This is a genomic window from Streptomyces sp. NPDC002886 (assembly GCF_042888445.1).
Lineage (GTDB): Bacteria > Actinomycetota > Actinomycetes > Streptomycetales > Streptomycetaceae > Streptomyces.
In genome coordinates this window covers 221370-244411 of sequence record NZ_JBIAPV010000004.1, presented here as the reverse complement: position 1 = coordinate 244411, position 23042 = coordinate 221370, and the positions used below count along the sequence as shown (strand labels likewise).

At 73.8% G+C, this 23042-nt stretch carries 16 protein-coding genes; 9 read left to right on the top strand and 7 right to left on the bottom strand.

Going from position 1 to position 23042, the window contains the following annotated elements; all coding sequences use genetic code 11:
* Positions 1 to 112: 112 nt before the first annotated feature.
* On the bottom strand, positions 113 to 835 hold the full coding sequence (locus ACFYYB_RS19560) for a phosphatase PAP2 family protein (protein WP_389436443.1): 723 nt from the start codon (positions 833 to 835) through the stop codon (positions 113 to 115).
* Positions 836 to 2005: 1170 nt separating this feature from the next.
* Here ACFYYB_RS19560 and ACFYYB_RS19555 point away from each other — a divergent pair.
* From ACFYYB_RS19555 to ACFYYB_RS19535, 5 genes are all read left to right on the top strand, one after another.
* Positions 2006 to 3265: an MFS transporter gene (locus ACFYYB_RS19555; RefSeq protein ID WP_389436442.1), complete on the top strand. Its 1260-nt coding sequence runs from the start codon at positions 2006 to 2008 to the stop codon at positions 3263 to 3265.
* Positions 3266 to 3483: 218 nt separating this feature from the next.
* Positions 3484 to 4410 (top strand): 5'/3'-nucleotidase SurE, encoded by a 927-nt coding sequence (surE, locus tag ACFYYB_RS19550; RefSeq protein ID WP_389436441.1) that lies wholly within the window; start codon positions 3484 to 3486, stop codon positions 4408 to 4410.
* 89 nt (positions 4411 to 4499) lie between these two features.
* Positions 4500 to 6131 (top strand): carboxylesterase/lipase family protein, encoded by a 1632-nt coding sequence (locus tag ACFYYB_RS19545; RefSeq protein ID WP_389436440.1) that lies wholly within the window; start codon positions 4500 to 4502, stop codon positions 6129 to 6131.
* 302 nt (positions 6132 to 6433) lie between these two features.
* Positions 6434 to 8107: a hypothetical protein gene (locus tag ACFYYB_RS19540; protein WP_389436439.1), complete on the top strand. Its 1674-nt coding sequence runs from the start codon at positions 6434 to 6436 to the stop codon at positions 8105 to 8107.
* A gap of 17 nt (positions 8108 to 8124) precedes the next feature.
* The gene (locus ACFYYB_RS19535) at positions 8125 to 9597 is read left to right on the top strand and encodes a hypothetical protein (protein ID WP_389436438.1); all 1473 of its coding nucleotides are present in this window, start codon (positions 8125 to 8127) and stop codon (positions 9595 to 9597) included.
* A 56-nt stretch (positions 9598 to 9653) separates the two neighbouring features.
* Here the strand turns inward: ACFYYB_RS19535 and ACFYYB_RS19530 are convergent, their stop codons facing one another.
* Positions 9654 to 10436 carry a lysophospholipid acyltransferase family protein gene (locus ACFYYB_RS19530; protein ID WP_389436437.1) on the bottom strand — a complete coding sequence of 261 codons (783 nt, stop codon included), beginning with the start codon at positions 10434 to 10436 and terminating at the stop codon, positions 9654 to 9656.
* 76 nt (positions 10437 to 10512) lie between these two features.
* Between ACFYYB_RS19530 and ACFYYB_RS19525 the strand changes: the two genes are divergently transcribed.
* Together ACFYYB_RS19525 and ACFYYB_RS19520 are read left to right on the top strand one after the other, a co-directional pair.
* Positions 10513 to 10776 (top strand): phosphopantetheine-binding protein, encoded by a 264-nt coding sequence (locus tag ACFYYB_RS19525; RefSeq protein WP_389436436.1) that lies wholly within the window; start codon positions 10513 to 10515, stop codon positions 10774 to 10776.
* 9 nt (positions 10777 to 10785) lie between these two features.
* Positions 10786 to 11478: a nucleotidyltransferase domain-containing protein gene (locus ACFYYB_RS19520; RefSeq protein ID WP_389436435.1), complete on the top strand. Its 693-nt coding sequence runs from the start codon at positions 10786 to 10788 to the stop codon at positions 11476 to 11478.
* Positions 11479 to 11564: 86 nt separating this feature from the next.
* Here ACFYYB_RS19520 and ACFYYB_RS19515 read toward each other — a convergent pair whose 3' ends face one another.
* Complete coding sequence (locus ACFYYB_RS19515) at positions 11565 to 12503, bottom strand: ion transporter (RefSeq protein WP_389436434.1); 939 nt, start codon at positions 12501 to 12503, stop codon at positions 11565 to 11567.
* Between the two features lie 228 nt (positions 12504 to 12731).
* On the opposite strand from ACFYYB_RS19515, the gene ACFYYB_RS19510 reads away from it, so the two are divergent.
* On the top strand, positions 12732 to 14057 hold the full coding sequence (locus tag ACFYYB_RS19510; RefSeq protein ID WP_389436433.1) for a CoA transferase: 1326 nt from the start codon (positions 12732 to 12734) through the stop codon (positions 14055 to 14057).
* Between the two features lie 241 nt (positions 14058 to 14298).
* On the opposite strand, the gene ACFYYB_RS19505 is transcribed toward ACFYYB_RS19510, so the two are convergent.
* The gene (locus tag ACFYYB_RS19505) at positions 14299 to 16326 is read right to left on the bottom strand and encodes a putative Ig domain-containing protein (protein ID WP_389436432.1); all 2028 of its coding nucleotides are present in this window, start codon (positions 16324 to 16326) and stop codon (positions 14299 to 14301) included.
* A 572-nt stretch (positions 16327 to 16898) separates the two neighbouring features.
* On the opposite strand from ACFYYB_RS19505, the gene ACFYYB_RS19500 reads away from it, so the two are divergent.
* Positions 16899 to 19793 (top strand): LuxR C-terminal-related transcriptional regulator, encoded by a 2895-nt coding sequence (locus ACFYYB_RS19500; RefSeq protein WP_389436431.1) that lies wholly within the window; start codon positions 16899 to 16901, stop codon positions 19791 to 19793.
* A gap of 55 nt (positions 19794 to 19848) precedes the next feature.
* On the opposite strand, the gene ACFYYB_RS19495 is transcribed toward ACFYYB_RS19500, so the two are convergent.
* From ACFYYB_RS19495 to ACFYYB_RS19485, 3 genes are all read right to left on the bottom strand, one after another.
* A complete protein-coding gene (locus ACFYYB_RS19495; RefSeq protein WP_389436430.1) occupies positions 19849 to 21294 on the bottom strand; it encodes a glyceraldehyde-3-phosphate dehydrogenase in 1446 nt (481 codons plus the stop codon).
* An 83-nt stretch (positions 21295 to 21377) separates the two neighbouring features.
* Complete coding sequence (locus tag ACFYYB_RS19490) at positions 21378 to 22037, bottom strand: NADPH-dependent FMN reductase (protein ID WP_389437212.1); 660 nt, start codon at positions 22035 to 22037, stop codon at positions 21378 to 21380.
* A gap of 158 nt (positions 22038 to 22195) precedes the next feature.
* The gene (locus ACFYYB_RS19485) at positions 22196 to 22963 is read right to left on the bottom strand and encodes a 3-hydroxybutyrate dehydrogenase (protein ID WP_389436428.1); all 768 of its coding nucleotides are present in this window, start codon (positions 22961 to 22963) and stop codon (positions 22196 to 22198) included.
* Positions 22964 to 23042: the final 79 nt, after the last annotated feature.

The window sequence follows — 23042 nt, the reverse complement described above, 5'->3', positions numbered from 1 at the left end:
GCTGGTCGGGCCCCGCGAACCGGCGAGGGCGGGCGGCCGTGCCTGTTGCGTCCGGCCGCCGCGCCCGTGGCCAAGTGGGCGGGGAATCCCTCCCTTGCGGGAGGGGAGGGCGTCACATCCAGAGGGTGTCGGACGCCATGCGTTCCGCCTCCGTCTCCAGCAGGGGCGCGAACGCCCGCCACAGGAGCAGGCAGGCGCCCACGGCCGCCAGGGCGCCCGCGAAGGTGTCGCTGAGCCACTGGGCGTGCTGCCAGGTGCGGCTCCACATCATGGCGCCGGTGTAGGCCCCGCCGAACAGCCACCACCAGCGCCGGCCGCCCGGCGGGAACAGCACCACCGCGGCGGCGATCACCAGGGCCACCGCACTGAAGACCTGGCCGGACGGGTATGAGCCGTCGTTGACCAGGGTCCAGGTGTGCGGAGGGCGCGGCCGGTCGGCCAGCTGTTTGAGCGGCAGCACCACCAGCATGTTGGCCACGACGGTCGTGGCGAAGACGAAGAGTGCCGACCGCCAGCGCCCGTACATGCACAGGCAGCCCATCAGCAGCAGTGGAACGACCGTGCCCAGCGGCCCGCCCAGGCGGTCGAGCACGGTGGCGAACCCGCTGGCGGTGTCGGCGGGCGAGCCGTTCAGCGAAGCGGCCCACGTGTCGTCGAGTCCCTGGAAGAAGAGCCGTTCGTCCAGGCGCAGGAGCAGTCCCGTCAGCGCGGACAGCAGGGTCAGCGCCACACCCCAGGCGAGGGCGTGGCGGGGTGGAGCCGCGGGGACGGGGCGCCGGGGCGGTCGGGCGGGGAACGGTGGCTGGGTGACGGTGTGGCCGGGGGAACCGGACATGGCGGAACCTTTCGCGGCCGCCTCCCGGGGTGATGGGCCACCTGGGGAGACGCCGGACGGGCGCGAGGCGCGGGGACGGAGGGGGCGGGCGCGGCGAAGCCGACGCGCGGGGAGCCGGATGGTGGTGAGGGGGCGCGGCGAAGCCGACACGGGGAGCGGGGAGCGGGGAGCGGGGAGGGGGGAGGGGGGAGGTGGGGACGGGCGTTGCGAAGTCGACGCGTGGGGAGTGGGGGCAAGCGGGGAGGGGCGCGCCGGGGTCGACGCGCGCGGAGCGGGGGTGCGGAGGGGGCGGGCGTGCTGAAGCCGCCATGTCGAGCGGGGGTGTGCGGAGGATCCGGGTGGCCCGGCCCTCGGGGCGGTGAGCGGCCCGGCCGCCTGGGCCACTCGAGCCGCCCGGTGTTTCGGGCGCCCGGTGGTGTTCGTACGGCCCAGTCCCTCGGGACCCCGAGCGGACCGGCCGGCTGAGGCGCGCGAGCCGCGAGCCGCCCGGTGTGTCCGAGCGCCTCGTGGTGCCCGTAGGGCCGGTGAGGCCCGAGCTGCTCCGGGTGGCCCGCCGCCCGGAGTGCCGCCCTGGGTGGGCCGGCCGGGTGGTCGCCGAGCCGGAGGGGTGGGTGGGCTCCGGCCGGGGGTGGTGGCTGGGTCGGTGCGGAGTATTGCGGAAGCGTGACCGCCGCCACAAGGGCAAGAGGGTTCTCGGCCGGGTCGGAGTCGTCCAGAGGCTGCATTTGGATGGTTACACGTGATCCACCTGGACTTCGTCCATGGGTCACGATCTGAACGGAGGGCTGCGCCAACCCTTGGCGAGACCGGGGAACGGGTGCTACACAGTGTCCAAGCACCTGAAGTGACACGTGTAACAACACCTCGCATCGTGTCGGCCACCCGGCGCCCCACAGCACGGCACCGCACCCACCGCACTGCCTCCCCGCCGCACCGCCTCACCGCCCCGCCGCACTGCATCCCCCACCGCAGCGCGTCCCCCGCCCCGCCCCGCAGGCACCGCACGCACCGCGCCGAGCAATCGCACCGCGTCAGCCGCCTCGCGCTCGGCGTGGCACCTCCCGGCGATGCCCTCCGGGGCGACAGCCCCTCCGCGTCGCCGCCCTCCCCGCGCACCGCACCGGCGGTCCCCCCGCGCCACCTCCCCGCTCCGTCCCCCGAGGAGTCGTCATGGCTACGAACGAGATCATCGACCCGCCCGTCCCGGCGGTTCCCGAACCCGAACCCTCCCGCGGACGCGGGCTCCTGCTCCTCCTCCTGGTCGCGAACTCCGCGATGATGGCCGTCTACATGGGCGTCGGCTCCGTCCTCCTGCCCACCCAGATCGAGGCGATCGCCGGTGACGACAAGGTGGCCGTGCTGGGCCTGATCGGCGGCATCAGCGCGATCTTCGCCACCGCGTTCAACCCGATCGCGGGCGCGCTCTCCGACCGCAGCGGCCGTCGCAACCCCTGGGTCCTGGGCGGCGCGATCGGCTCGCTCGTGGGACTCGCCGTCCTCGGGAGCGTGAGTACCGCGCTGCTCGTCGGGATCGGCTGGTGCCTGGTCCAGGCGACCATGAACATCTATCAGGCGGCCGTCACCGCGATCGTGCCCGACCGGGTGCCCGCCGCCCGCCGCGGGACCGCGTCCGCGCTGGTGGGACTGGGCCTGCCCATCGGCGGCACGGTCGGCGTGCTGATCGCCTCCCAGACCTCGGAGCACCTGCGCACCGGGTACCTCGTCTTCGGCGGGGTCATCGCCGGCGCCGCGCTCCTGCTGACCAGCTTCTGCCGGGACGTACCGAGATCCGAGCCGGATCCGGAGGCGCCCGCCGCCCCCAAGGGCGCCCAGCTCAAGGCCTTCCTGTCCGCGCTCGCCAACCACGACTTCCGGTGGGCCTTCATCGGGCGCGCCCTGATGGTCCTCGGGTACTTCTCGGTGGTCGGCTACCAGCTCTACATCCTGGGTGACCACATCGCGCTCCCCGCCGGGCTCACCCCGCCCGCCGCGATGGCGATCCTCACCCCCGTGTCGATGGTCGCCATGGCCGTTTCCACGGTGGTCGGCGGACTGCTGTCCGACCGCTGGAACCGCCGCAAGGTGTTCGTCGGAGTCTCGGCGGCCCTCGCCGGGCTGGTCATGGTGGTCCCCGTCGTCAGCCCGACGTGGACGGGCATGCTCGTCTTCAGCGCGCTCAACGGCCTCGCCTTCGGATGCTTCATGGCCGTCGACACCGCGCTCGTCACCCTGGTGCTGCCGCGGGCCGAGGACGCCGCCCGGGACATGGGCGTACTGAACATCGCGAACGCCGGGCCCCAGATCATCGCCCCGTTCGTGGCCTCCGCCGTGGTCACCACCCTGGGCGGCTACACCCCGCTGTTCCTGGTCGGGGGAGCGCTCTCGCTGATCGGCGCGCTGGCGATCCTCCCCATCCGCAGCGTGCGCTGACCCCGCCGGCCCCGTCGCCGCCAGGTCCGTCCTCGCTGGCCTCGCACCCGCCGGGCCCCGCACCCGCAACCTCCGGGCCGCCCCTCCCGGGCGGCGGCCCGGCCCGCACTCCGGCGGGCTCGCGCCGAGGGTCGCGAGCCCGCCGGGCACCACCCTTACCGACCCTCACCCCGTCCAGTTCCTCCTCCCCTTCTCCTCCCTCTCCAAAGGAGCGTTCCGTGCAACGCAAGCGAGTTCTGCCGTTGGCCGCCCTGCTGCTCTGCGCGCCGGCCCTCGCCGGTACGGTGCCCGCCGCCGCGGCCGAGCCGCAGGCCGGACCGGCGCCCGCACCGGTGCCCGCGGCCCCGCTGCGGATCCTGCTCACCAACGACGACGGCTACAACGCGCCCGGCATCCGCCTGGCCTTCGCGCGGCTGACCGCCGCCGGACACGACGTCACCATCGTGGCTCCGCTGACCAATCAGAGCGGCGCCGGCACCAAGACGTCCAACGCCCCGTCCATCGCCGTCCGCCACCCCGAGCCGAAGGTGTGGGCGGTCGACGGATCCCCCGGCGACTCGGTGAACTTCGGTCTCTCCGAGGTGTTCGAGGGGCGGGCGCCCGATCTCGTCGTGTCGGGCACCAACTTCGGTCCGAACCTGGCCGCGATCACCAACCACTCCGGCACGGTCGGCGGCGCCATCGCCGGACTGGACGCCGGCGTGCCCGCCATCGCCCTGAGCACCGGCGGGCTCGCGGCTCCCGACCCGGTGACCACGGTCAACGCGATGGGGCCGACCGTCGACTTCGCGGTCAAGCTGATCGACCGGCTCCGCGCGCGGGCCCGCTCCGGCCTGCTGCTGCCCAAGGGTGTCGGCCTCAACGTCAACCACCCGGTCATCGGCGCGGACGGCAAGGGCACCCCGGCCGGGGTGGCCACCACCTTCCAGGACGCGCAGGCGCTCCTGAAGGCCGACTACACCGACGCCGGCGACGGCACCTGGAAGGTCGGCGTGACGGTGGACCTGAAGACGCCCGCCCGGGGCAGCGACGTGGAAGCCGTGGGCGCCGGGAAGATCGCCGTCAGCCCGATGAACGCCGACTGGAACACCGGACCGCTCGACTTCGCCGTCACCGCGACCCTGCTCGCCGGGCTCCGCCCGTAGGTCTCCCCGCACCAGCCGGCCTTCCGGAGGCGGGGCGGGCGTCCCGCGCTCAGCCCCGCCCCCGGATCGCCCCGAACCCAGGAGTACGGATGACACGGCCTTCGCACCGGACCACCCGGCTTTTCACGCCGAGATCCTTACTCGGCACGGTACTCGGCCTCACCACGCTGATCGCCGCCGCGCTCCCGGCGGCGGCCTCTCCCGGAATGCCTGCCGATGCCGTTGCGGACGCCTCGCCCCGCCCGGTCGTCTCCGTCGCGCAGGGAGCGCTCCGCGGCCGCGCCCACGACGGAGCGCAGGAGTTCCTCGGCGTCCCCTACGCCGCCGCGCCGGTCGGGGAGAACCGGCTGCGGGCTCCACAGCCGCCCCGGCGCTGGCGCGGAGTGCGCGAAGCCGCCGAACAGGCCCCTGCCTGCCTACAGTTCTCGCCGTTCGGGCTGAGCGACCCCTCGGCCGTCAGCGAGGACTGCCTGTACCTGGACGTGTACCGGCCCGGCCGGGCCCGAGCCGGGGCCCGGCTGCCGGTGATCCTCTGGATCCACGGGGGCGCGTACAGCCAGGGCACCGGGACGCAGTTCGGCGGACGCACGATGGCGGAGCTGACCGGCTCCCTCGTGATCAGCATCAACTACCGTCTCGGTCAGCTGGGTTACCTGGGCCTGCCCGAACTGGGGCGGCAGAACGCGCTGCGCTCCGGCTCCTTCGGGCTGATGGATCAGATCCAGGCACTGCGCTGGACGCGGGAGAACAGCGCGGCCTTCGGCGGGGACCCGGGCAACGTCACGGTCTCGGGCCAGTCCGCGGGCAGCGGTTCGGTGTGCGGACTGCTGGCCGCCCCGTCCGCGGCCGGGCTGTTCCACCGGGCCGTGCTGCAGAGCGGGCCGTGCACTCTGCTGCGCACCCCTGACGCCGCGCGGGCCGAGTCCGAGGCGCGCGAGTTCGCCGCGAGCGCGGGCTGCCCCGACGTGGCCGGGATCTCGGCCTGCCTGCGTGCCGCTTCCGGGCGGTCGCTGGTGGACGCGGCCCGTACACGGGCCACTTCGGGCCCCGCGTCGGGGGACGGGCTGCTCCCGCGCGATCCGGCCACGGCGATCGCGGCCGGATCCTGGAACAAGGTCCCGGTCCTGATCGGCAGCACCCGCTCCGAGGCGCGCTTCTTCGTGGCGCTGACCCAGCCGGCGCTGACGGCCGAGCAGTACGCGCGGCAGGTCCTCGCGGGCTACGGCGCGTCCGGACCGGAGATCCTGGCCCGCTACCCGGTGGCCGCGTACGGCTCCCCGTACCTGGCGCTCTCGGCGGTCATGACCGATGGGACCTTCGCCTGCGAAACCGCCCGGACGGCGCAGGTGTTCGCCCGTCAAGTACCCACGTTCGCGTACGAGTTCGATGACCCCGACTCGCCGACCCTGGCGGGCGCCCAGGTCCCGGACCTGGACGAGTCGAACGCGCACAGCGCCGAACTGGCCTACCTGCACGATTTCACGATGGGGGAGCGCTCCCTGACCTCCGTCCAAGTAGCCCTGGCGACCCGGATGAAGCGCTACTGGGGCGCCTTCGCCCGCCACGGTGTCCCCGTGGTCCCGGGCCAGACCCCCTGGCCGACGACCGGACCGGGCGGCACGGTACTGACCCTGGCGCCCACGGGGGACAGGATCGACCGGACGTTCGAGGCCGAGCACCAATGCGGCTTCTGGCGCGACCAGCCCTCCCGGCCGCTCTGACGGGAGACGAGACCCGGTGGTCCGTACGGGGGGTGATCCGCGCCCGCGTCAATGCGTGAGCGCGGAGCTCATCCTTTGGGGATCACCGAATGGGCGGCGGCCCGGGGGGTGCCGCCAAGCCGCCGGATGCCCGGAGGGCCACGGCCCTCCGGGCATCCGGCGGTCCACCGCGTCCACGGCACGGGTGCGAGCCGTACGGCGACGGGGGATCGCCGAGCGGAACGGACCGCGCACGGTGCCAGCATGCCCGTTCGGGCAACGGAACCAGGCGAAGCCGTTGCGCAGGCACGGGAGGTGGGAACGTGGCCGCACCAGCGGTGGACACGGCAGCTCGCTCGACACCCGCGGGGCACGGGTCCGCGAGCGCGGAGGCCGGGCGTGAGGCAGGGCTCGAGGCAGAGCGTGAGGCAGAGCGCGAGGCCGGTCGGTCGACGGCGCGCGAGGCCGAGCAGGAGACAGGGCGCCGGTCGGCGCAGCCGGCCGCGCCGGTGAAGGCCGCGGGCCCGGCGAAGGCGGCAGGGGCCGCCGCACCCGTACGGGCCCCGGAGCCCGCGCAAACCCCCGAGCCCGTACGGGGCCCGGGGCCCGAGGGTGCCGTTGACCCCGCGGAAGCGGGCCGGCCGGCCCCGTCCCGCACGGATCCGGACCTGCTGCTCGCGGCGTCGGTCCTGCTCGCGGACGCCGCCCTCACGGCGAAGCAGGCCGCCGCCGAGCTGACGGGCGCGCTCAGCAGCCGGCAGTTGGGGCTGGAGGCGCTGCGCCGCCCCGGCTGGGCGCTCGGCGCGGTGGTGTCCTGCGCCCGGGCGCTGACCAGCCCGACGGGGCTCGGATTCGGGGCCAACGGCGGACTGGCCGGGGAACTGGCTCGGATCGCGGGGAACATGACGTACCGCCGTCCGGCCGCCGTGGCGATGGCCGTGGACGCCTTCGCCCTGCGGATCAGGGCGATCGCCTCCGACCACCCCAACCTGGACTCGCCGCTCGCCCGGCGGCTGACCGACGCCATGGTCGAGGGCAACCGGCTGGAGGCGCTGCGCGCCCTGTACGCGCTCGTCGAGCGCCTCGGGGTCACCCGGGCCCTGACCACCCTGAGCCCCGTGATCATGGAGCTGTCGGCCCTGCTGGGACTGCTCGACGAGAACCCCGTCAACGACGGCTTCTCCTGGGTGACGCTCGCCGGCGGAGTCCCGTCGACCGACCCCTTCTTCGGGTTGCCGAGCAGCCTGCTGAAGTACCTCAACCCCGGACCCGGCCGCGCCGAGCGCGCGGACGCGGACTCCATCCTGGCGAAGGTGCTGGCCACGTCCGGCAACGACATCGTCAGCTACGTCAACGACATCGGGGCCCTGGGCAATCACGGACTGGTGCTGTTGCGCCGGGTCGAATGCGCCGACGGCGCCGTGCGCTACGTCCTGCTGCTGCCCGGCACGAGCTTCGCCCTCCTGAGCAACAGCACCCCCCAGGACCTGGTGGGGGCGTTCGACGGACTCCTGCACACCGACACCACCTACACCCGGGCCGCGCGCAAGCTGCTGCTGCGCGCCGGGGTGCCGGCCGGAGCGGAGGTCATGTTCGTCGGGCACAGCCTCGGCGGGATGACCGCGATGAACCTCGCCTCGGACGTCGAGGTGTCCTCCCGCTACCGGATCACGCACGTGATCGCGGTGGGCTCGCCCATCGACGGCAAGCGCCCCGCCGACCACACCACTCAGGTGATCAGCCTGGTCAACAACCACGACGTGATCCCGATGATCGACGGCCGCGGCCCCGCCTCGCCCAACGACATCCCCGACAGCTGGGTGGAGTTGGCCTGGCTGGACGAGTCGTACGACTACCCGCTCTCGCACGCCCCACAGGCCTACTCGGACACCCTGCGCGGCCCGATGGCGCACCACCGGGAGAAGGTCAACGCGCTGATCGGCGCCTACGACGGCCGGATCGTCGGCAACCAGCCCTACATGCTGCGCGACAAGTGAGCACGGGAGACACTGAGATGACCTCCGAACACGGCGACGGCGCCGAACACGGCGCGACCACCACGAAGACCGCGCCGCGATCCCCCGAGAGTGTCCGGGCCCTGGAGAACGCCGTGTTCAGCGCGGCCATGTTCGCCCAGCGGCTGCCCTGGACCGATACCGCGGCCCGCGCGCTGGGCCTGGACGCGCTGACCCGTGAAGGGGTGCGGCGCACTCTGCTGGACCACCTGCGGCGCACCCGCTCCGGCCGGCCGGTACGGCTGCGCACCCCCTTCGGGAACTTCCTCGTACCGCTGGCCCCCGCCGCGTCCGAGGCCCTGTTGCTCCGGGCCGAGGAGGAAGGGGTGTTGGAGCCCGTCGCGGGGCTCACGGACGCCGGGGACCGCTACGGGCTGTCGCCGCACACGGAGCTGACATGGGAGGTCATCGCGCCGGGCGACGAGCTGGCCGCCCTCGTGGCCCGGGACGTCGACGAGGCCGTGGCCGGCCGGCGCGGGGACGGCACCCTGGAGCCACAGGCCTGGGGCGAGGCGATGGGACGGCTGGGCCGGCGCCTGGTGGTGGGCGAACCGGCCGCCGAGGACACCCTGCTGAGCGAGATCGTCGCCCGGACACCGGCAGCGCGGGGCCGGGGCGCCCGCGCGGAGCTGACGGCCGCCCTGCGGCGCAGGACGGCCGGCTATCTGGAGAGTCCCGATCCGGCCTCCCTGGTCGGACGGCTCGTCGGGGCGGGAGCGAGCGCCGACACCGTGGTCGCGGCGGTGGCCCACGTACTGGCCCTGGTCGCCGAGGCCGCCACGAGCACGACCCTCCAGGCGCTGGCCCTGTACGCGGTGGAGGCGGCGGAGACCCCGGAGGAGGCCGTGGACCGGGCGCTGCGCCACTATCCGCCGGTGGCCGCGGCCGTGCACCGGGTGAAGGCGCCGTTCGTCTGGGAGGGCCTGGCGATCGGCGCCGGTACGGAGATCCTGTGCGCGCCGGGCTGGCTGTCGCGGGCGAAGGACGGCGCGGGCCCGGGCGTTTGGCCCTCCGCGCTGTGCGGTGGGCCCGGCACGTGTGCGGCGACGCGGTTCGCGGTGCTCGTCGCCGCGGAACTCGTACGGGCCGTCACCGGGGTCTCCAGGCCTTCCGTGGTCCACCCGAAGCTGACCGCGGGGCGGCTGCCGGCCACGCTCGACGCGCGCTCGCTGCTCGTGTCCCTGGGGGAACTCCCCGGCGGCCGGGGCGACCGTCGGGTGACGGTCGGCAGGCCGGCGGCGCTGCCGACCGCGGTCCGCGGCTGCACGCCCGCGTCCTACGGGGCCCTGGCGCAGGCCAGCGCCGAGCGGTTGGCGGCGCACGCGGAGAGCCTGGCGGTCTGCGCCGGAGCGGAGGGCTGGAACCGGGACGAGGCGGAGGAGCGCTTCCGCATGGTCCTGCTGGACCACGCCCAGCGGTGCGCCCGGGCGGCCGACGGCGTACGGCAGGCGGCGAACCGGTTGGCGGACTGACGGCCGGGCCGGGATGACGGCCGGCCGTCATCCCGGTCGTCGCAAGGGCGGCCGTGCTACCAGAAGGGCGTCTCGCGCCTGCCGCGCTCCCTGTCCACCAGGGACTGCACGGCTTCCTGGGCCTCGGCGCACAGCAGGCCGGCCGCGGCCCTGCGGGCCGAGTACGACTGCGGCCGTGGCGGTGCGGGGATCGGTTCGCCCACGGTGATGAGCCACTTCGAGGGCAGGGGGAGGAGCGTGGTCAGCGGGAAGTAGGGGAGGTCGAACAGGCGGGCCAGGGCCGGGATCTCACCGAACTTGGGATACGCCTCCTCGGCCCCGATCACGCACACGGGGACCACGGGTGCCCCGGCCTGGACGGCGGTCGCCGCGAACCCGGGGCCGAACGGTCGCAGCCGGTAGCGGTTTCGGAAGGGCTTTTCGAGGCCGGAGATTCCCTCGGGGAACACTCCCACGAGTTCCCCTGCGGTCAGGTGTTCCAGTCCGAGCGTCGGATCAAGGGGAAAGGCGCCCATTTTCCGGGCGTACGAGCCGATCACCGGGAATCGAAAAGCAAGAGAGGCGGCCGGTACGTGCAAAGGCCGGTTCAGGACCCGCGTGAGTGATTTGACGAGGATGAAAGCGTCGAGCCCCCAAGCACCCGAATGATTGGCCACGATCACGGCGGGCCCTTTAGCCGGAATGTTCTCCCAACCGGTCATTTCGAGTCGGAAGTAGTCCTCCATCAGCCAGTCGAGCAGCCTGTCCCAGGCGGTTTCCCCGGCCTCGCCGAGCCACTCCCTGGCGTAACGGAACTCGGCCGTTCCCGCCTCCATCACATCGGTCACACTGTCCGACACGAGTATTCTCCCTTTTCCCGCCGGTCTTCGGCGCCACCTTGGCGCACGGGCCGCCAGAGCGCAAACAGGAGTAGTCATGACCACGTCCGCACCAGAATCCACGATCGGTCTGATCACTGAAATCATCATCGCGATGGGAGAATCCCCCTCCGAGGAAGTTCATGCCGGAGCCCGGATGCAGGACCTGCTGACCGACTCCCTCATGGTGGTGGAAATGGCCATCTCCCTGCACGACAGACTGGCCGTCAAGGTCGACGAGGAGGAAGTCCGCGACCTCACCCTCGCCGAGTTCGCCGCGGTGCTCGACGCCCGGCTCCGGGACGCAGCCGCCCCTCGCTAGGCTGGCCCGATGACCGCAGAACTGCCCCCGGGCGGCGTGGAGATCACTCAGGCCGAGGCGGAAGCCAGGTGGGCGCACGCCTGGACCCCCGCCGAGGTGGCGGCCCGGCTCGCCGGGGTCCCGGCCCCTTGGTACGTCGCCGGGGGCTGGGCCGTCGACCTCTTCACGGGCGGGCCGCCCCGGCACCACGGCGACCTGGAGATCGCCGTCCCCGCGGCGAGCTTCCCCGAGATCCTGGCCAGGTTCCCGGAGTTCGTCTTCGACGTGGTGGCGCACGACCGGCTCTGGGAGCTCACGCCCGAGGTCTCGGGACTCACCCACCAGACCTGGCTGCGCGATCCGGCGACCGGGAACTTCCTGGTGGACGTGTTCCGCGAGCCGCACGACGGCGAGACCTGGATCTACCGCCGCGACCCGTCCGTCCGGCTGCCGTACACCGCCGTCGTCAGCCGGACACCGGACGGGATCCCCTACCTCGCGCCCGAGCTGGCCCTGCTGTTCAAGGCCAAGGCCGTCCGTCCCAAGGACCAGCGGGACTTCGCCCGCGCCCTCCCCCTGCTGGACGACACCCGGCGCGCGAGGCTGGCCGCTCTCGTCGAGCGGGAGCATCCGGGGCACGCCTGGCTGGCGGACCTCCGGCCGGGCGGTGCCCGACCGGCCGGGGGCCCTCCCGCCGGGTCGAACAGCTCGGACGACTCCTAGAACTCCTGCGGTTCCTGCGGTTCCTGCGGTGCCTACGACTCCGGCGATTCCGACGGCTCGGCCCGGTCCGACGGTCCCCGCCGGTCCTAGCGGGCGCCCGCCGAAGCGTGGGCCGGTGTCGCGGAGGCCGCCGCCATCCCCGCCGACGTGGAGTGCACGGTGTCGAGCTGGGCCTCCATGTCGTCGAGCGCGCTGCGCACCGCCGCGATCCGCAGCAGGAGCTCGTCTGCCGCGTCCGGCGGCGACTGTGTCGCCAGCAGCGCGGCCCGCTTCTCCTCCTTCTCGGCCTCCTCCTCCATCTCTCGTGCTTCCTCAAGGGCGTTGAGGACCACGCCGATCAGCACGTTGACCAGCACGAAGGATCCGAAGAGCACGTAGGAGGCGTAGTAGAGGAGGCTCAGCGGGGAGATGGCCAGCCCCGCGTGGACGGCGTCCCCGAGCCCTTCGAGCGTCATCAGCAGGAACAGGGTCAGTGCCGCCCGGCCGATGGACCCGTAGTGCTGCGGGTCGTGGTGGGCGAAGCAGATCCAGCCGATCATCGCGTACACGTAGACGATCAGCGCGCCCACGAACAGGAAGCTGACGGTGCCCGGCAGGCTGCGGCCCACCGCGACCAGCAGGACTCGCAGCTGGGGCATGAACCGTGCGGTGCGCAGGACCCGCGCCAGCCGCAGCAGCCGCAGGAGCGTGGTGTTCTCCCGGAGGAACGGGATGAAGGCCGAGGAGACGACCAGCAAGTCGAATACGTTCCAGGGGTCTTGGAAGAAAGCTTTCGGCCGGTCGGCGTGAGCGCCCAGGCGGATCAGCATCTCCAGGGTGAAGGCGATCACGCAGAAACGCTCGGTCGCCGACAGCAGGCCGCTGTACTCGGCGGACAGGCCGCTGTACGTCTCGGCGCCCAGAAGTGCGGCGTTGAAGAGGATCACCGCGAAAACGGTGAGCGAGAACGCGGGCGCCTCGCACACGTCACGGCAGTGTGCGGCAAGCCTTCCACGCCAGGTGTCCACCGCGGTCGGGTCGGTCATCGTGCTCCCTCGTACGGGCCACCGGCCGCCCCCGGCCCGCACGCGCCGGCTGCGCCGCGACGGAAGACGAGGCAGCCGAGGCGATGTTCATGTTCCGCGTCGTGTAACGCCGTACGAGGGAAATCGAGACGCCCTGGAGCGCTACATCGCCCGATCGGGGACCGGCCCGCCGCGCGAGGGCCCCGGCCCACCCGGCGGCGGCCGCGGTGCGGCGGGCAGGATGGGGCCATGACGAGTCGTGACGATGGGACCGGACAGGCATGGGCCGCCCTGGGCGGCCCCGGGGAGCTGGCGGGACGGGTCGGCTACCGGGGGCCCGACGGGCTGGGGGACGGGCCGCTGCCCGTACGCGAACTCGCGCGGGCCACGGTGGGCGTGTGCGCCCTGGCCGCCGCCGAGCTGGCCGCCGTACGGGCCGGCGGCGGTGCGGACGACGTGGCTCCGCTGCTGGTCGACGAAGGGGCCGTGGCCACGGCGTTCGTCAGCGAGCGCCACCTGCTGGTGGACGGCCGGCGACCCGTGACGTTCGCGCCGCTGTCGGGCTTCTGGCGCGCCGCCGACGGGTGGGTGCGTACGCACGCCAACTACCCGCACCACGAAACCGCCTTGGTACGGGTCCTGGCGGCCGGTACCCGGGACGGCGTGGCCCGGGCGATCGCCGGGCGGCGGGCCGTGGACGTCCAGGAGGAGGTCTATGCGGCGGGCGGGCTGGCCGTGGCGGTGACCCAGGAGTACGGCGCGCCGCAACCCCTCGTGGAACGCACCGCCTCGGGCGGGCGCGGGCGGCCCCTCGGCGCGCTCGCCGCAGGCACCGGACGGCCGCTGGAGGGGGTACGGGTGCTCGACCTGACCCGGGTCATCGCCGGGCCGGTGGCCACCAGGACCCTAGGGCTGCTCGGCGCGGACGTGCTGCGGATCGACTCCCCGCGACTCCCGGAGTCGGACGACGCCTACGCGGACACGGGGTTCGGGAAGCGGTCGGCGCTCCTCGACCTAGGGGAGACGGGGGACCGGGCGGTCTTCGACGGCCTCCTGGCCGGGGCGGACGTGGTGGTGACCGGATACCGGCCGGGAGCACTGGAGCGGTACGGGCTGGACGCGGAGGAACTGCTGTCGCACCGGCCGGGGCTGGTGGTGGCCGAACTGTGCGCGTGGGGCCGACGGGGTCCCTGGGCGGGGCGCCGGGGGTTCGACTCGCTGGTGCAGGCCGGGTACGGGATCTCCGCGGCCTGCGGGGACGGGCGCGCCCCCGGGGTGCTGCCGGCCCAGGCACTGGACCACGGGACGGGGTACCTGGTCGCCGCCGGAGTCCTACGGGCCCTCGCGGAGGGCGGTGGCCAGGCCCTGCGGTTCTCCCTGGCGGGAACGGCGTCGTGGCTGGTCCGCGAGGTCCCGGCGGCCGGCGCCGCCGAACCGGGGTACGCCCCGGAGCCGTGGCTGCGGGAGACCGCGTCGGGGTACGGACCGCTGCGGTACGCGGCTTCGCCGCTCGGGGGCCTCGGATGGGACCGGGGGCCTTCCCGCTGGGGGACCGACCGGGCCGCCTGGCTCTGATCCGGACCCGGGGGCCGGCACCGACAGCGGGGCCGACGCCGGTGCGGGGCCCCGGCCAGGGTGTCGGCCGGGGCCCCGCGGGTGGTGCCGACCGCCTCCGGGATGTGGAGGGACGGCATGGGCGGATCGGGTCGAGCGGATCGCACGAAGCGGATCGAACCGATCGGATCGAACGGATCGGATCGGGCGGAGCGCGTGAGGTCGCTGGTCAGGGCAACGGCTCACGCGCTCCGGAGCCGGCCTAGAAGTAGACGTTCCAGGTGACGCTGACCGAGGAGGACTTGCCCGCCGCGTCGGTCACGGTGAGGGTGCTGCCGCCGAAGCCCCAGGTGGTGGGGGAGCCGGTGATGACACCCGTGGCGGCGTTGACGCTCAGGCCCGCGGGCAGGCCCGTGGCCTTGAAGGCGTAGGGCGCGGTGCCGCCGGTGGCCTTGAGGGCGAGGCTGACGGGCTTGCCGATGTAGACGGTCTGGTTGCCCGGGTTCGTCAGGACGGGGCTGGTGCCGGTGACGGTGCTGACGGTCCAGGAGAACGCCGCGGACGCGGTCTTGCCGGCGTTGTCGGTGGCGGTGACGGTCACGTTGGAGGTTCCGGCCGTGCTGGCGGTACCGGTGATGGTGCCGGTCGTGGAGCCGATGCTCAGGCCGGCGGGCAGACCCGTCGCGGACCAGGCGTAGGGGGCGGTGCCACCGGCGGCCTTGACCGTCAGGTTGGCCGCGGCGCCGACGGCGGAGCTCTGGCTGCCGGGGTTGGTCACGGACAGGGCGGTGCCGGCCGTGGTGATGGTCCAGGAGAAGGAGGTGGAGCCGGTCTTGCCGGCGTTGTCGGTCGCGGTGACGGTCACGTTGGAGGTTCCGGCCGTAGTGGGGACGCCGGTGATGCCGCCGGTGTCGGAGGCGATGGCCAGGCCGGCGGGCAGGCCCGTGGCGGACCAGGTGTAGGGGGCCGTGCCCCCCTCGGCGGTGTTCTTCAGCTCGGCTATCCGAGCGCCGATGACGCCGTTCTGGGCCGAGACCGCCGAGACGGTGACGTTGCCGGGCTGCGGGTTGGAGGTGGTCAGGGCCAGCTTGAACTTGGTCAGGGCCTCGATCACCGGCTGGAAGATGGTGAACTTCTCGCCGCTGCCCGAGGTACAGGTGGCACTGCCGCCGCCGGAGTGCAGGCCGACGGCCTTGCCACCGGTCGCCGTGACGTACGAACCGCCGGAGTCGCCACCGGCCGAGCAGGCGCTGGAGTACGACAGGCCGTCGATGACGACGCTGCCGTAGTCCACCTTCTGGTTGACCTTGGTGACCTCACCGCACTGCATGTTGGTGGTCTGGCCGGAGCGGCAGATCGCGGTGCCGACGATGGCCTCGGCCGAGCCGGTGACCGTGACGTCGGGCTTCGCCGTGTAACCCGACACCCTCGGGGCGAGGTTCCATCCCGCCTGGTCGACGTCGACCAGGCCGAAGTCGCCCTCGGAGCTGTTGATGCTGCTCTTGCCGTCCTTGTTGGACGTACCCATGCGGGTCCCGTCCTTGCCGTACACCGGCTGGTTGACGTCGTTGGTGCAGTGGCCGGCCGTCAGGAACGTCTTGCTGCCGTCCGCGGTCCGGCTGGCGGCGAACCCGATCGAGCAAGGGCTCTCGGAGCCCGGCACCCACTTCTCGCCGCCGACCACGTCGCCGCCCTGCTGGCGCGGGCTGCCGGAGGTCTCGGTGACGTGGACGATGCCGCCCAGGGCGCCGAGGCGGGCGACGAAGGCGTCGGTGGACGCGTTGCGCGCCGTGCGGTCGACCGTGACGTCGATCCGGTTGTTCCGGACGTCAGGACCCCAGGACACCACACCCGCGATCCCCGACCCGATGTCGCGGGTCACGGTCCGGGCGGTGGCTGCCAGTTCGGCGGGGCTGTAGCGGGCCGTCCGGGCCACGGCGCCCGCGTCCCGCACCACCGCGGCGTCCGCCGCGCCGGAGACGGCCGCGTTGAGCCGGCCCGTGGAGGAGTCGAACCACAGGCCCGCCACCCGGTCGCCGATCCGGCCCCGGATGAGGGTGGCCGCCTTGCCGGCCGCGGTCTCGTCCGCGATCCGGTCCCGGACCTGCGCCGCGGAGAGGTGGAGGTCGCGCTGCATGGCCTCGAGGACCTGCGGGGACACGGACGGTCCGGGCTGCGCGGCCGGGGTGGCCTGAGCGGGCAGGGCGCCGAGGCCACCGAGCGCGACGACGGCGGTGACCGAGGCGGCCGCAACAGAGGCCCACGTGGACCTGTTTGGCAGATTTCGCACGGAAATCCCTTCATGGGGGGCGGACCGGAGGGGTATGCCGGTACGGATGGGCGTCCCGTGGGGGAGCACGGGACCCGTTCACGTCCCCGGAGCGCGGAGGTCGGGGAGCCGCGTCTGCGCACTCCGGGGTGGCCAACAGAGTGATCCCGGGCCGGTACCGCGAGCATCGGAGGAATCCCTTGCTGCGATGTCGCACGCCTCCGGCGTCCGTTGCGCCACCCTGTGCCCCAACCCGCCCGGCCCCGGCTCGCGTTGTCCCCCGCGTCGGCCGGGGCCGGGGCTCGCGCGCGCGGCGCGGGCGGCGGCCCGCGCGGCGCGCGCGACGGCGTCCCGGGCCCGTCGCGCCGGGCCCGGGACGCTGTACGGCGGGCCGCCCGGACCGCGCCCCCGCTCCTCCCGTGGAGGGTGCGGTGCTCCGGGTCTGCCACCCCGCACCCGGAGCTGGAACGGCCCGCCGTCGCACCACCATCGCCGGGAGCGGCACCCCTTGGCATCAGGGGAAACCCTTGATCCCCCGGCCCGGCGGCACCCGGCGTTGTCACGCGCACCGACGCCGCCTACGGTGCCTCCTCGTGACGCCAGACACTGATTGGGACGACCCCGCGGAAACCCCCGCGGGCAACCCTGCGGACAGCCCCGCGCCGGTCGCGGGGGGCCGGTACGCGGTCCCGGGCGCGGCCGGACGCGCGGCCGCGCTGCTGGAGCGGGAGGGACGGGTGGCGCTCGCCGGCCCCTGGGGCGCGGGCAAGACCACCGTCCTGAAGGAGGTGCTGCGCACCCTGGCCCCGGCCTCGGGAGCCGCAGGCGGCTCCGGCTCCGGCGCCGCACGTACGGTGCTGCGCGTCACCGCGGTCGAAGAGGACCGCGGCCACGTCTTCGGCGCGCTCGCCCAGATGCTGTCCCACTGCGGCCCGGCCCACCTCGCGGTGCTCTCCGCCCGGCAAAACGAGGTGGTCGACCGGATCCTGCACCGGGGCGCCGACGAACCGCTCGCCGCATCCGAGCAGTTGCCCGCGCGCCTCGCGGTGACCGCGCTGCTGGCTTCGGGCCGCTGGATCCTGGCCGTGGACGGGGCCCAGTGGCTCGATCCGGCCAGTGCCGACGTCCTCGGCTACGCCCTGCGCACCCTCGCCGCTCCCGGACTCACCGCGATCGTCACCGAACGCGTCCACGGCCGGGCGCAGGCCGCGGCCCGGCTGCTCGGCGGGCATCCCGTCCAGGTCGACGTGGACCCGCTCGACGCGGAGGAGACGGCCGCGCTGCTCGACGCGCACGGTCTGCCCACCCGCTGGGCCGGCCCCCTGCAGAGCCATTGCGGCGGCCACCCCCTGCTGACCTCCGTGTCCTGTACGGCGCTCGCGCGGCTGCCCGCTTCCCAGCGGCACCGGCCCGCCATGGCCGGGCAGGCGGTCGACGCGGCCGGCGCCTGGCTGCGCTCCACGCTCGGCGACGACGCCCGGCACACCCTGATGCTCGCCGCCCTGACGAGCCGGCCCTCGCTGCCGCTCCTCCTGCGGGCGGGCCGCTCCGACGCCGAAGAACACTTGGCCCAGGCGCAGGCCGCCGGGGTGCTGAGCGTGGACCCGGCGAGCGCCGTCCACTTCACGGCGGCCGCCCTCGCCCGGGCCGCCGCCCGATCCGGGGCCCGGCCGCTGCGCGCGGCCGCCCACCTGACGCTCGCGCGGGCCGTCGGAGACCCCGTGCACGAGGTGCGCCACCGGGCCCTGGCCGCGGACCTGCCCGACCAGGGACTCGCCGAGGACACCGAGACCGCCGCGACCACCGCCCGCGAGGCCGGCGAACGGGCCCTGGCCGCCGAGCTGTTCCTCCTGGCCGCCGAACTCACTCCGCCGGCCCGCTCCGCCACGCGCATCCGCAGGCTCTCGTGCGCCGCCCAGGAGGCGGCCTGCGCCGGCTCCGTCGACATCGCGCGGCAAGCGGCCGACGCGCTGACCGCCAGCAGGGCCGAGCCCACCGACCAGGTCACCGCGCTGCTCGCCGTCGTCGACGCCCACGGCCAGGCCATCTCCGATCTGGAGCCGCTGCTCGCGCGCTGCCGGGAACTCGCGGCGGGCCACCCCGACCTGCTCGCCGCCGTCGAGCTCCGTGCGGCCATCGCCGCCAACGTCGCCCACGCGGCCCCGGAGCGGGCCCTGCGCGCGGCCGGCCGGGCCGCCGAACTCGCCGCCGCCGGAGGCCACCGGCCCCTGCAGGCGGCCGCCCTGACCATGCGGGCCCGGATGGAACGCGTCCTCGGCACCGCCGACGCGCCGGGCACCCTCGCCGAGGCCCTCGCCCTCGGGATCCCGGCCCAGCACTCCGGCATCCGCAACAGCGCCCAGTACCTCGCCGCCCGGCACGCCGTCTTCGACGACCGGCTGGCCGAAGCGCGCGAACGGCTCGTGGAACTGCTCGCGCTCGCCGAGCACGAGGGCGACGCCGAGGACCTGGTCGACATCTGGCGCAGCCTCGCCGAGGTCGACACCCGCCTCGGGGCCTGCGCCCCGGCGCTCGCGTGGGCCGATCAGGCCGTACGGCTGTCCACGGAGGCCGGGCTGTCCATGGGCCCCGCCTGGTACACCGCGGCGCTGACGCAGAGCGCCGCCGGATCCTTCGCGGCGGCCCTGCGCACCGCCTCGTGCGGGGCCCGCGCCTCACAGGAGGAGGGCGACGGACTGTACGTGTCGCGCAACCTCTGGGTCATGGGCGCGGTCCAGCTGCACAGCGGGGACGTCGCCGACGCCGTGGCCTCCCTCACGGCCGTCGCCGAGGCCGAGCGGCACGTCCCGTCCGCCGATCCCGGCATGTTCCGCTGGCAGCCGGACGCCGTGGAGGCCTTCACCTGCGCGGGCCGCCTCGACCTGGCCCGCGAACTGCTGGAGCGCGCGCGGCCCGTCGCCGGCGCGGCCGGGGCCGACTCGGGACCGGGGGCGGCGCTGGACCGGGCCCACGGGATCCTGCTGGCCCGCGACGGCGCCGTGGAGGAGGCGAGCGGCCTGTTGCACCGCACGGCGGCCGCCTTCGAACGGCTGGGACTGCCCCTGGAGCAGGCCCGTACGCTGCTCGCCCTGGGCCGGGTCGAGCGGGCCCGCCGACGCCAGGCGGCGGCCCGTACGGCCTGGGAGGCGGCCCGGACCGTCTTCGACGACACAGGCGCCCGCCCCTGGCAGGAGCTCACCCGGGAGCTCCTCGACCGGGCGGGCGGATCGGCTCCGGCACCGGGCCAGGCCGCGGGACCCGCGGCGGGCGGGAGCAGGCTGACCGAGTCCGAGTCGCGCCTGGCGGACCTCATCTGTCAGGGCGCCACCAACCAGCAGGCCGCCCAGCACATGTTCATCTCGGTGAAGACCGTCGAGGGCATGCTGAGCCGCGTCTACCGCAAGCTCGGCGTCCGCTCGCGCACCCAGCTCGCCGCGGCCCGCGCCGCCGCGCCCCCGGCCCCGGACACGCGGACGCCCCCCGAGTGACCTGGGGTCACTCGGGGGGCGTCCGGTGGAACCGGTCCTACGGGGCCTCGGGCGATCAGGCCGCCGGCGCCGGGTAGGTCGGGTACTCGACGCCGGACACGTGCTGGACCACGCGGATGACCTGGCAGGAGTAGCCGAACTCGTTGTCGTACCACAGGTAGAGGATGGCGTTGTCGCCGTCCACCTTGGTGGCGCCCGCGTCGACGATCGAGGAGTGGCGCGAACCGACGAAGTCCATGGAGACCGCGTCGGGAGCGGTGGTGAAGTCGATCTGGCGCTTGAGCGGCGAGTGCAGCGAGACGTCGCGGAGGTAGTCGAGGACCTCTTCGCGGGTGGTCTCACGGCCCAGGCGCAGGCTCAGGATCGCGATCGAGACGTCCGGGACGGGGACGCGGATCGAGCTGCCGGTGATCGGCGCCTTGAGGTCCGGCAGCGCCTTGGCGACGGCGGAGGCGGCGCCGGTCTCGGTGATGACCATGTTCAGCGGCGCGGAGCGGCCACGGCGGTCGGCCTTGTGGTAGTTGTCCAGCAGGTTCTGGTCGTTCGTGAACGAGTGGACGGTCTCCACGTGACCGCGCAGGACACCGTACTCGTCGTCCATGGCCTTGAGCGGCGGGACGATCGCGTTGGTGGTGCAGGAGGCGCAGGACAGGATCTGCTCGTCCGGCTTGATCGTGTCGTGGTTGACCCCGTGCACGATGTTCGGGACGTCGCCCTTGCCCGGAGCCGTCAGGACGACCTTGTCGATACCGGGGCGCAGGTGCTTGGACAGCCCCTCGCGGTCGCGCCACTTTCCGGTGTTGTCGATCAGGATGGCGTCCTTGATGCCGTACGCCGTGTAGTCGACCTCGGACGGGTCGTTGGCGTAGATCACCTTGATCTCGTTGCCGTTGGCGACGATCGTGCTGGTCGCCTCGTCCACGGTGATCGTGCCCTGGAACTGGCCGTGGATCGAGTCGCGGCGCAGCAGCGAGGCGCGCTTGACCAGGTCGGCCTCACCGCCCCCGCGGACCACGATGGCACGCAGGCGCAGGCCGTTGCCGGAGCCGGCCTTCTCGATCAGCAGGCGGGCGACGAGGCGGCCGATGCGGCCGAAGCCGTAGAGGACGACGTCGCGGCCGTCGCCGCGCTCGATCTTGTTGGCACCCGTGGCACCGGCTACGGCGAGGGCGGTGAACTCCGCCACCGAGAGGCCGCGCTCGTCGGTCGCGTACGTCGCGGCGAGCATGCCGAGGTCGATCTGCGACGGACCGAGGTCCAGCGTGGTGAGCGCCTGCAGGAACGGCAGGGTCTCGGTGACCGAGAGCTCCTCGCCGTCGATCTGCCGGGCGAATCGGTGGGTCTTGAGAATGCTGACCACGGACTTGTTCACCAAGGAGCGGCTGTGGAGCAGGATCGTGACGTCCCGCTCGCGGTGCAGCTTCCCGATGATCGGGATCATCGACTCCGCGATCTCCTCGCGGTTCTTCCAGTTGGTGAACGAGTCGTCTTTGACAGTCACAGATCATTATCTTTCGAGCTAGGCGGCGCTCATATGCTAACCCGTGCCCGATTCGGGACTTCAGGCACCCCCTGAGCAGCCCCTCAGCCCTCGGCGCGCTGGGTCACGGGAGCGGTGCTCTCGTCGCCCAGGAACTCGTACCAGCGGCGCTGGAGGCACAGGTAGCGGGTGTCCGCCTCGGCGAGCGCGAGGAAGGAATCGACCGTGTCGCCCAGCCGTCCGCGCAGGCTCGGATCGGTCAGCTCGCCGTCCTCGCCGAAGGCCGAGTGCGCCATGGCGAGACTGAACATGTCGGGGTACACCCGGGCCCCGAGGTGTTCCAGCGGGACCCGCAGCGCCCAGAGCCCGCGGTTCCCGCCGACCATCGACGGGGAGGCGGACACCAGCAGGGTCTGCTTGTCCTTGAAGGGCTGCGGCCGGAACCGGGACACCCAGTCGACGGCGTTCTTCAGGACGCCGGGCACGGAGGCGTTGTACTCGGGCGAGGCGATCACCAGGGCCTGCGCCGCGAGCAGCCGCTCGCGCAGGGCCGCCGCCCCGGCGGGCGGGCCTTCCGCCTGCTCGGCGTCGCCGTCGTAGGTGGGCATCACGAAGTCCCCGATCCGGGCGAGGTCCGCGACCGCGCCCGACCGCTCGACCTGACCGGCGACGAGCGCGGCCAGCCGGGCGTTCACGGAGCCCTCGCGGGACGATCCCGCGAGGACGAGGACCCGTAGCGCCTCGGGTCCGGTGGTGACGCTCAGGGAATCCGGCGCGGCCGGGTCCGTCGGGAACTTCGGGCTCTGGGGCTGGTTCGCATCGCTCACGTGCGGGACCGTACGGGACCCGCCCGTGCTCCCCGCGGCGCGGCGCACGGGCTGTCACCCGGACGGGGTCAGGCGGACGGGGGCAGCTCGCCGGGTCAGCCCGCGGTCCAGCCGCCGTCCAGCGGGAGCGAGGTGCCCGTCACGTAACCGGTGTGCGGACCGCACAGCCACAGGGCGGCCGCCGCGACCTCCTCGGGCTCGATGAGCCGCTTGATCGGCGACCGGGTCAGCAGCACCTCGGAGAGCACGTCGCCGGCGGGTATGCCGTGCGCGGCGGCCTGGTCCAGGATCTGCCCCTCGACCAGGGGGGTGCGGACGTAGCCGGGGCTGATGCAGTTGCTGGTGACCCCGTACGGGGCCCCCTCGATCGCCGTGACCTTGCTCAGCCCCTCCAGCCCGTGCTTGGCCGCCACGTAGGCCGATTTGTACGCGCTGGCGCGCAGCCCGTGCACGCTGGAGATGTTGACCACCCGGCCCCAGCGGGCGGCGTACATGTGCGGCAGCACGTGGCGCAGCAGCAGGAAGGGCGCGGTGACCATCACCTGCTGGATCAGGGTGAAGCGTTCGGGCGGGAACTCGGTGATCGGGGCGACGTGCTGGAGTCCGGCGCTGTTGACCAGGATGTCGACGGCGGCGGGCAGCTCCCCGATGGCGGCGGGATCGGCCAGGTCGACGGCATGGGCGTACCCGTCGACGAGGCCGGCGACGGCCTTCGCCGCCTCGGCGTCGACATCGGCCACGTGCACGACGGCCCCGGCCTCGGCCAGGGCCACCGCGCACGCCCGGCCGATGCCGCTGCCGCCGCCCGTCACCAGGGCCACGCGTCCCGGCAACCGGGTGGGGGAAGGAAGTTCGCTCGTCATGGCTGGAAGCGTAGGGAGGGCCCCGGGCGCCGCCCACGGTGCCGGGACCCACACTCGGCGGCGCCCTTATGGAGACGAT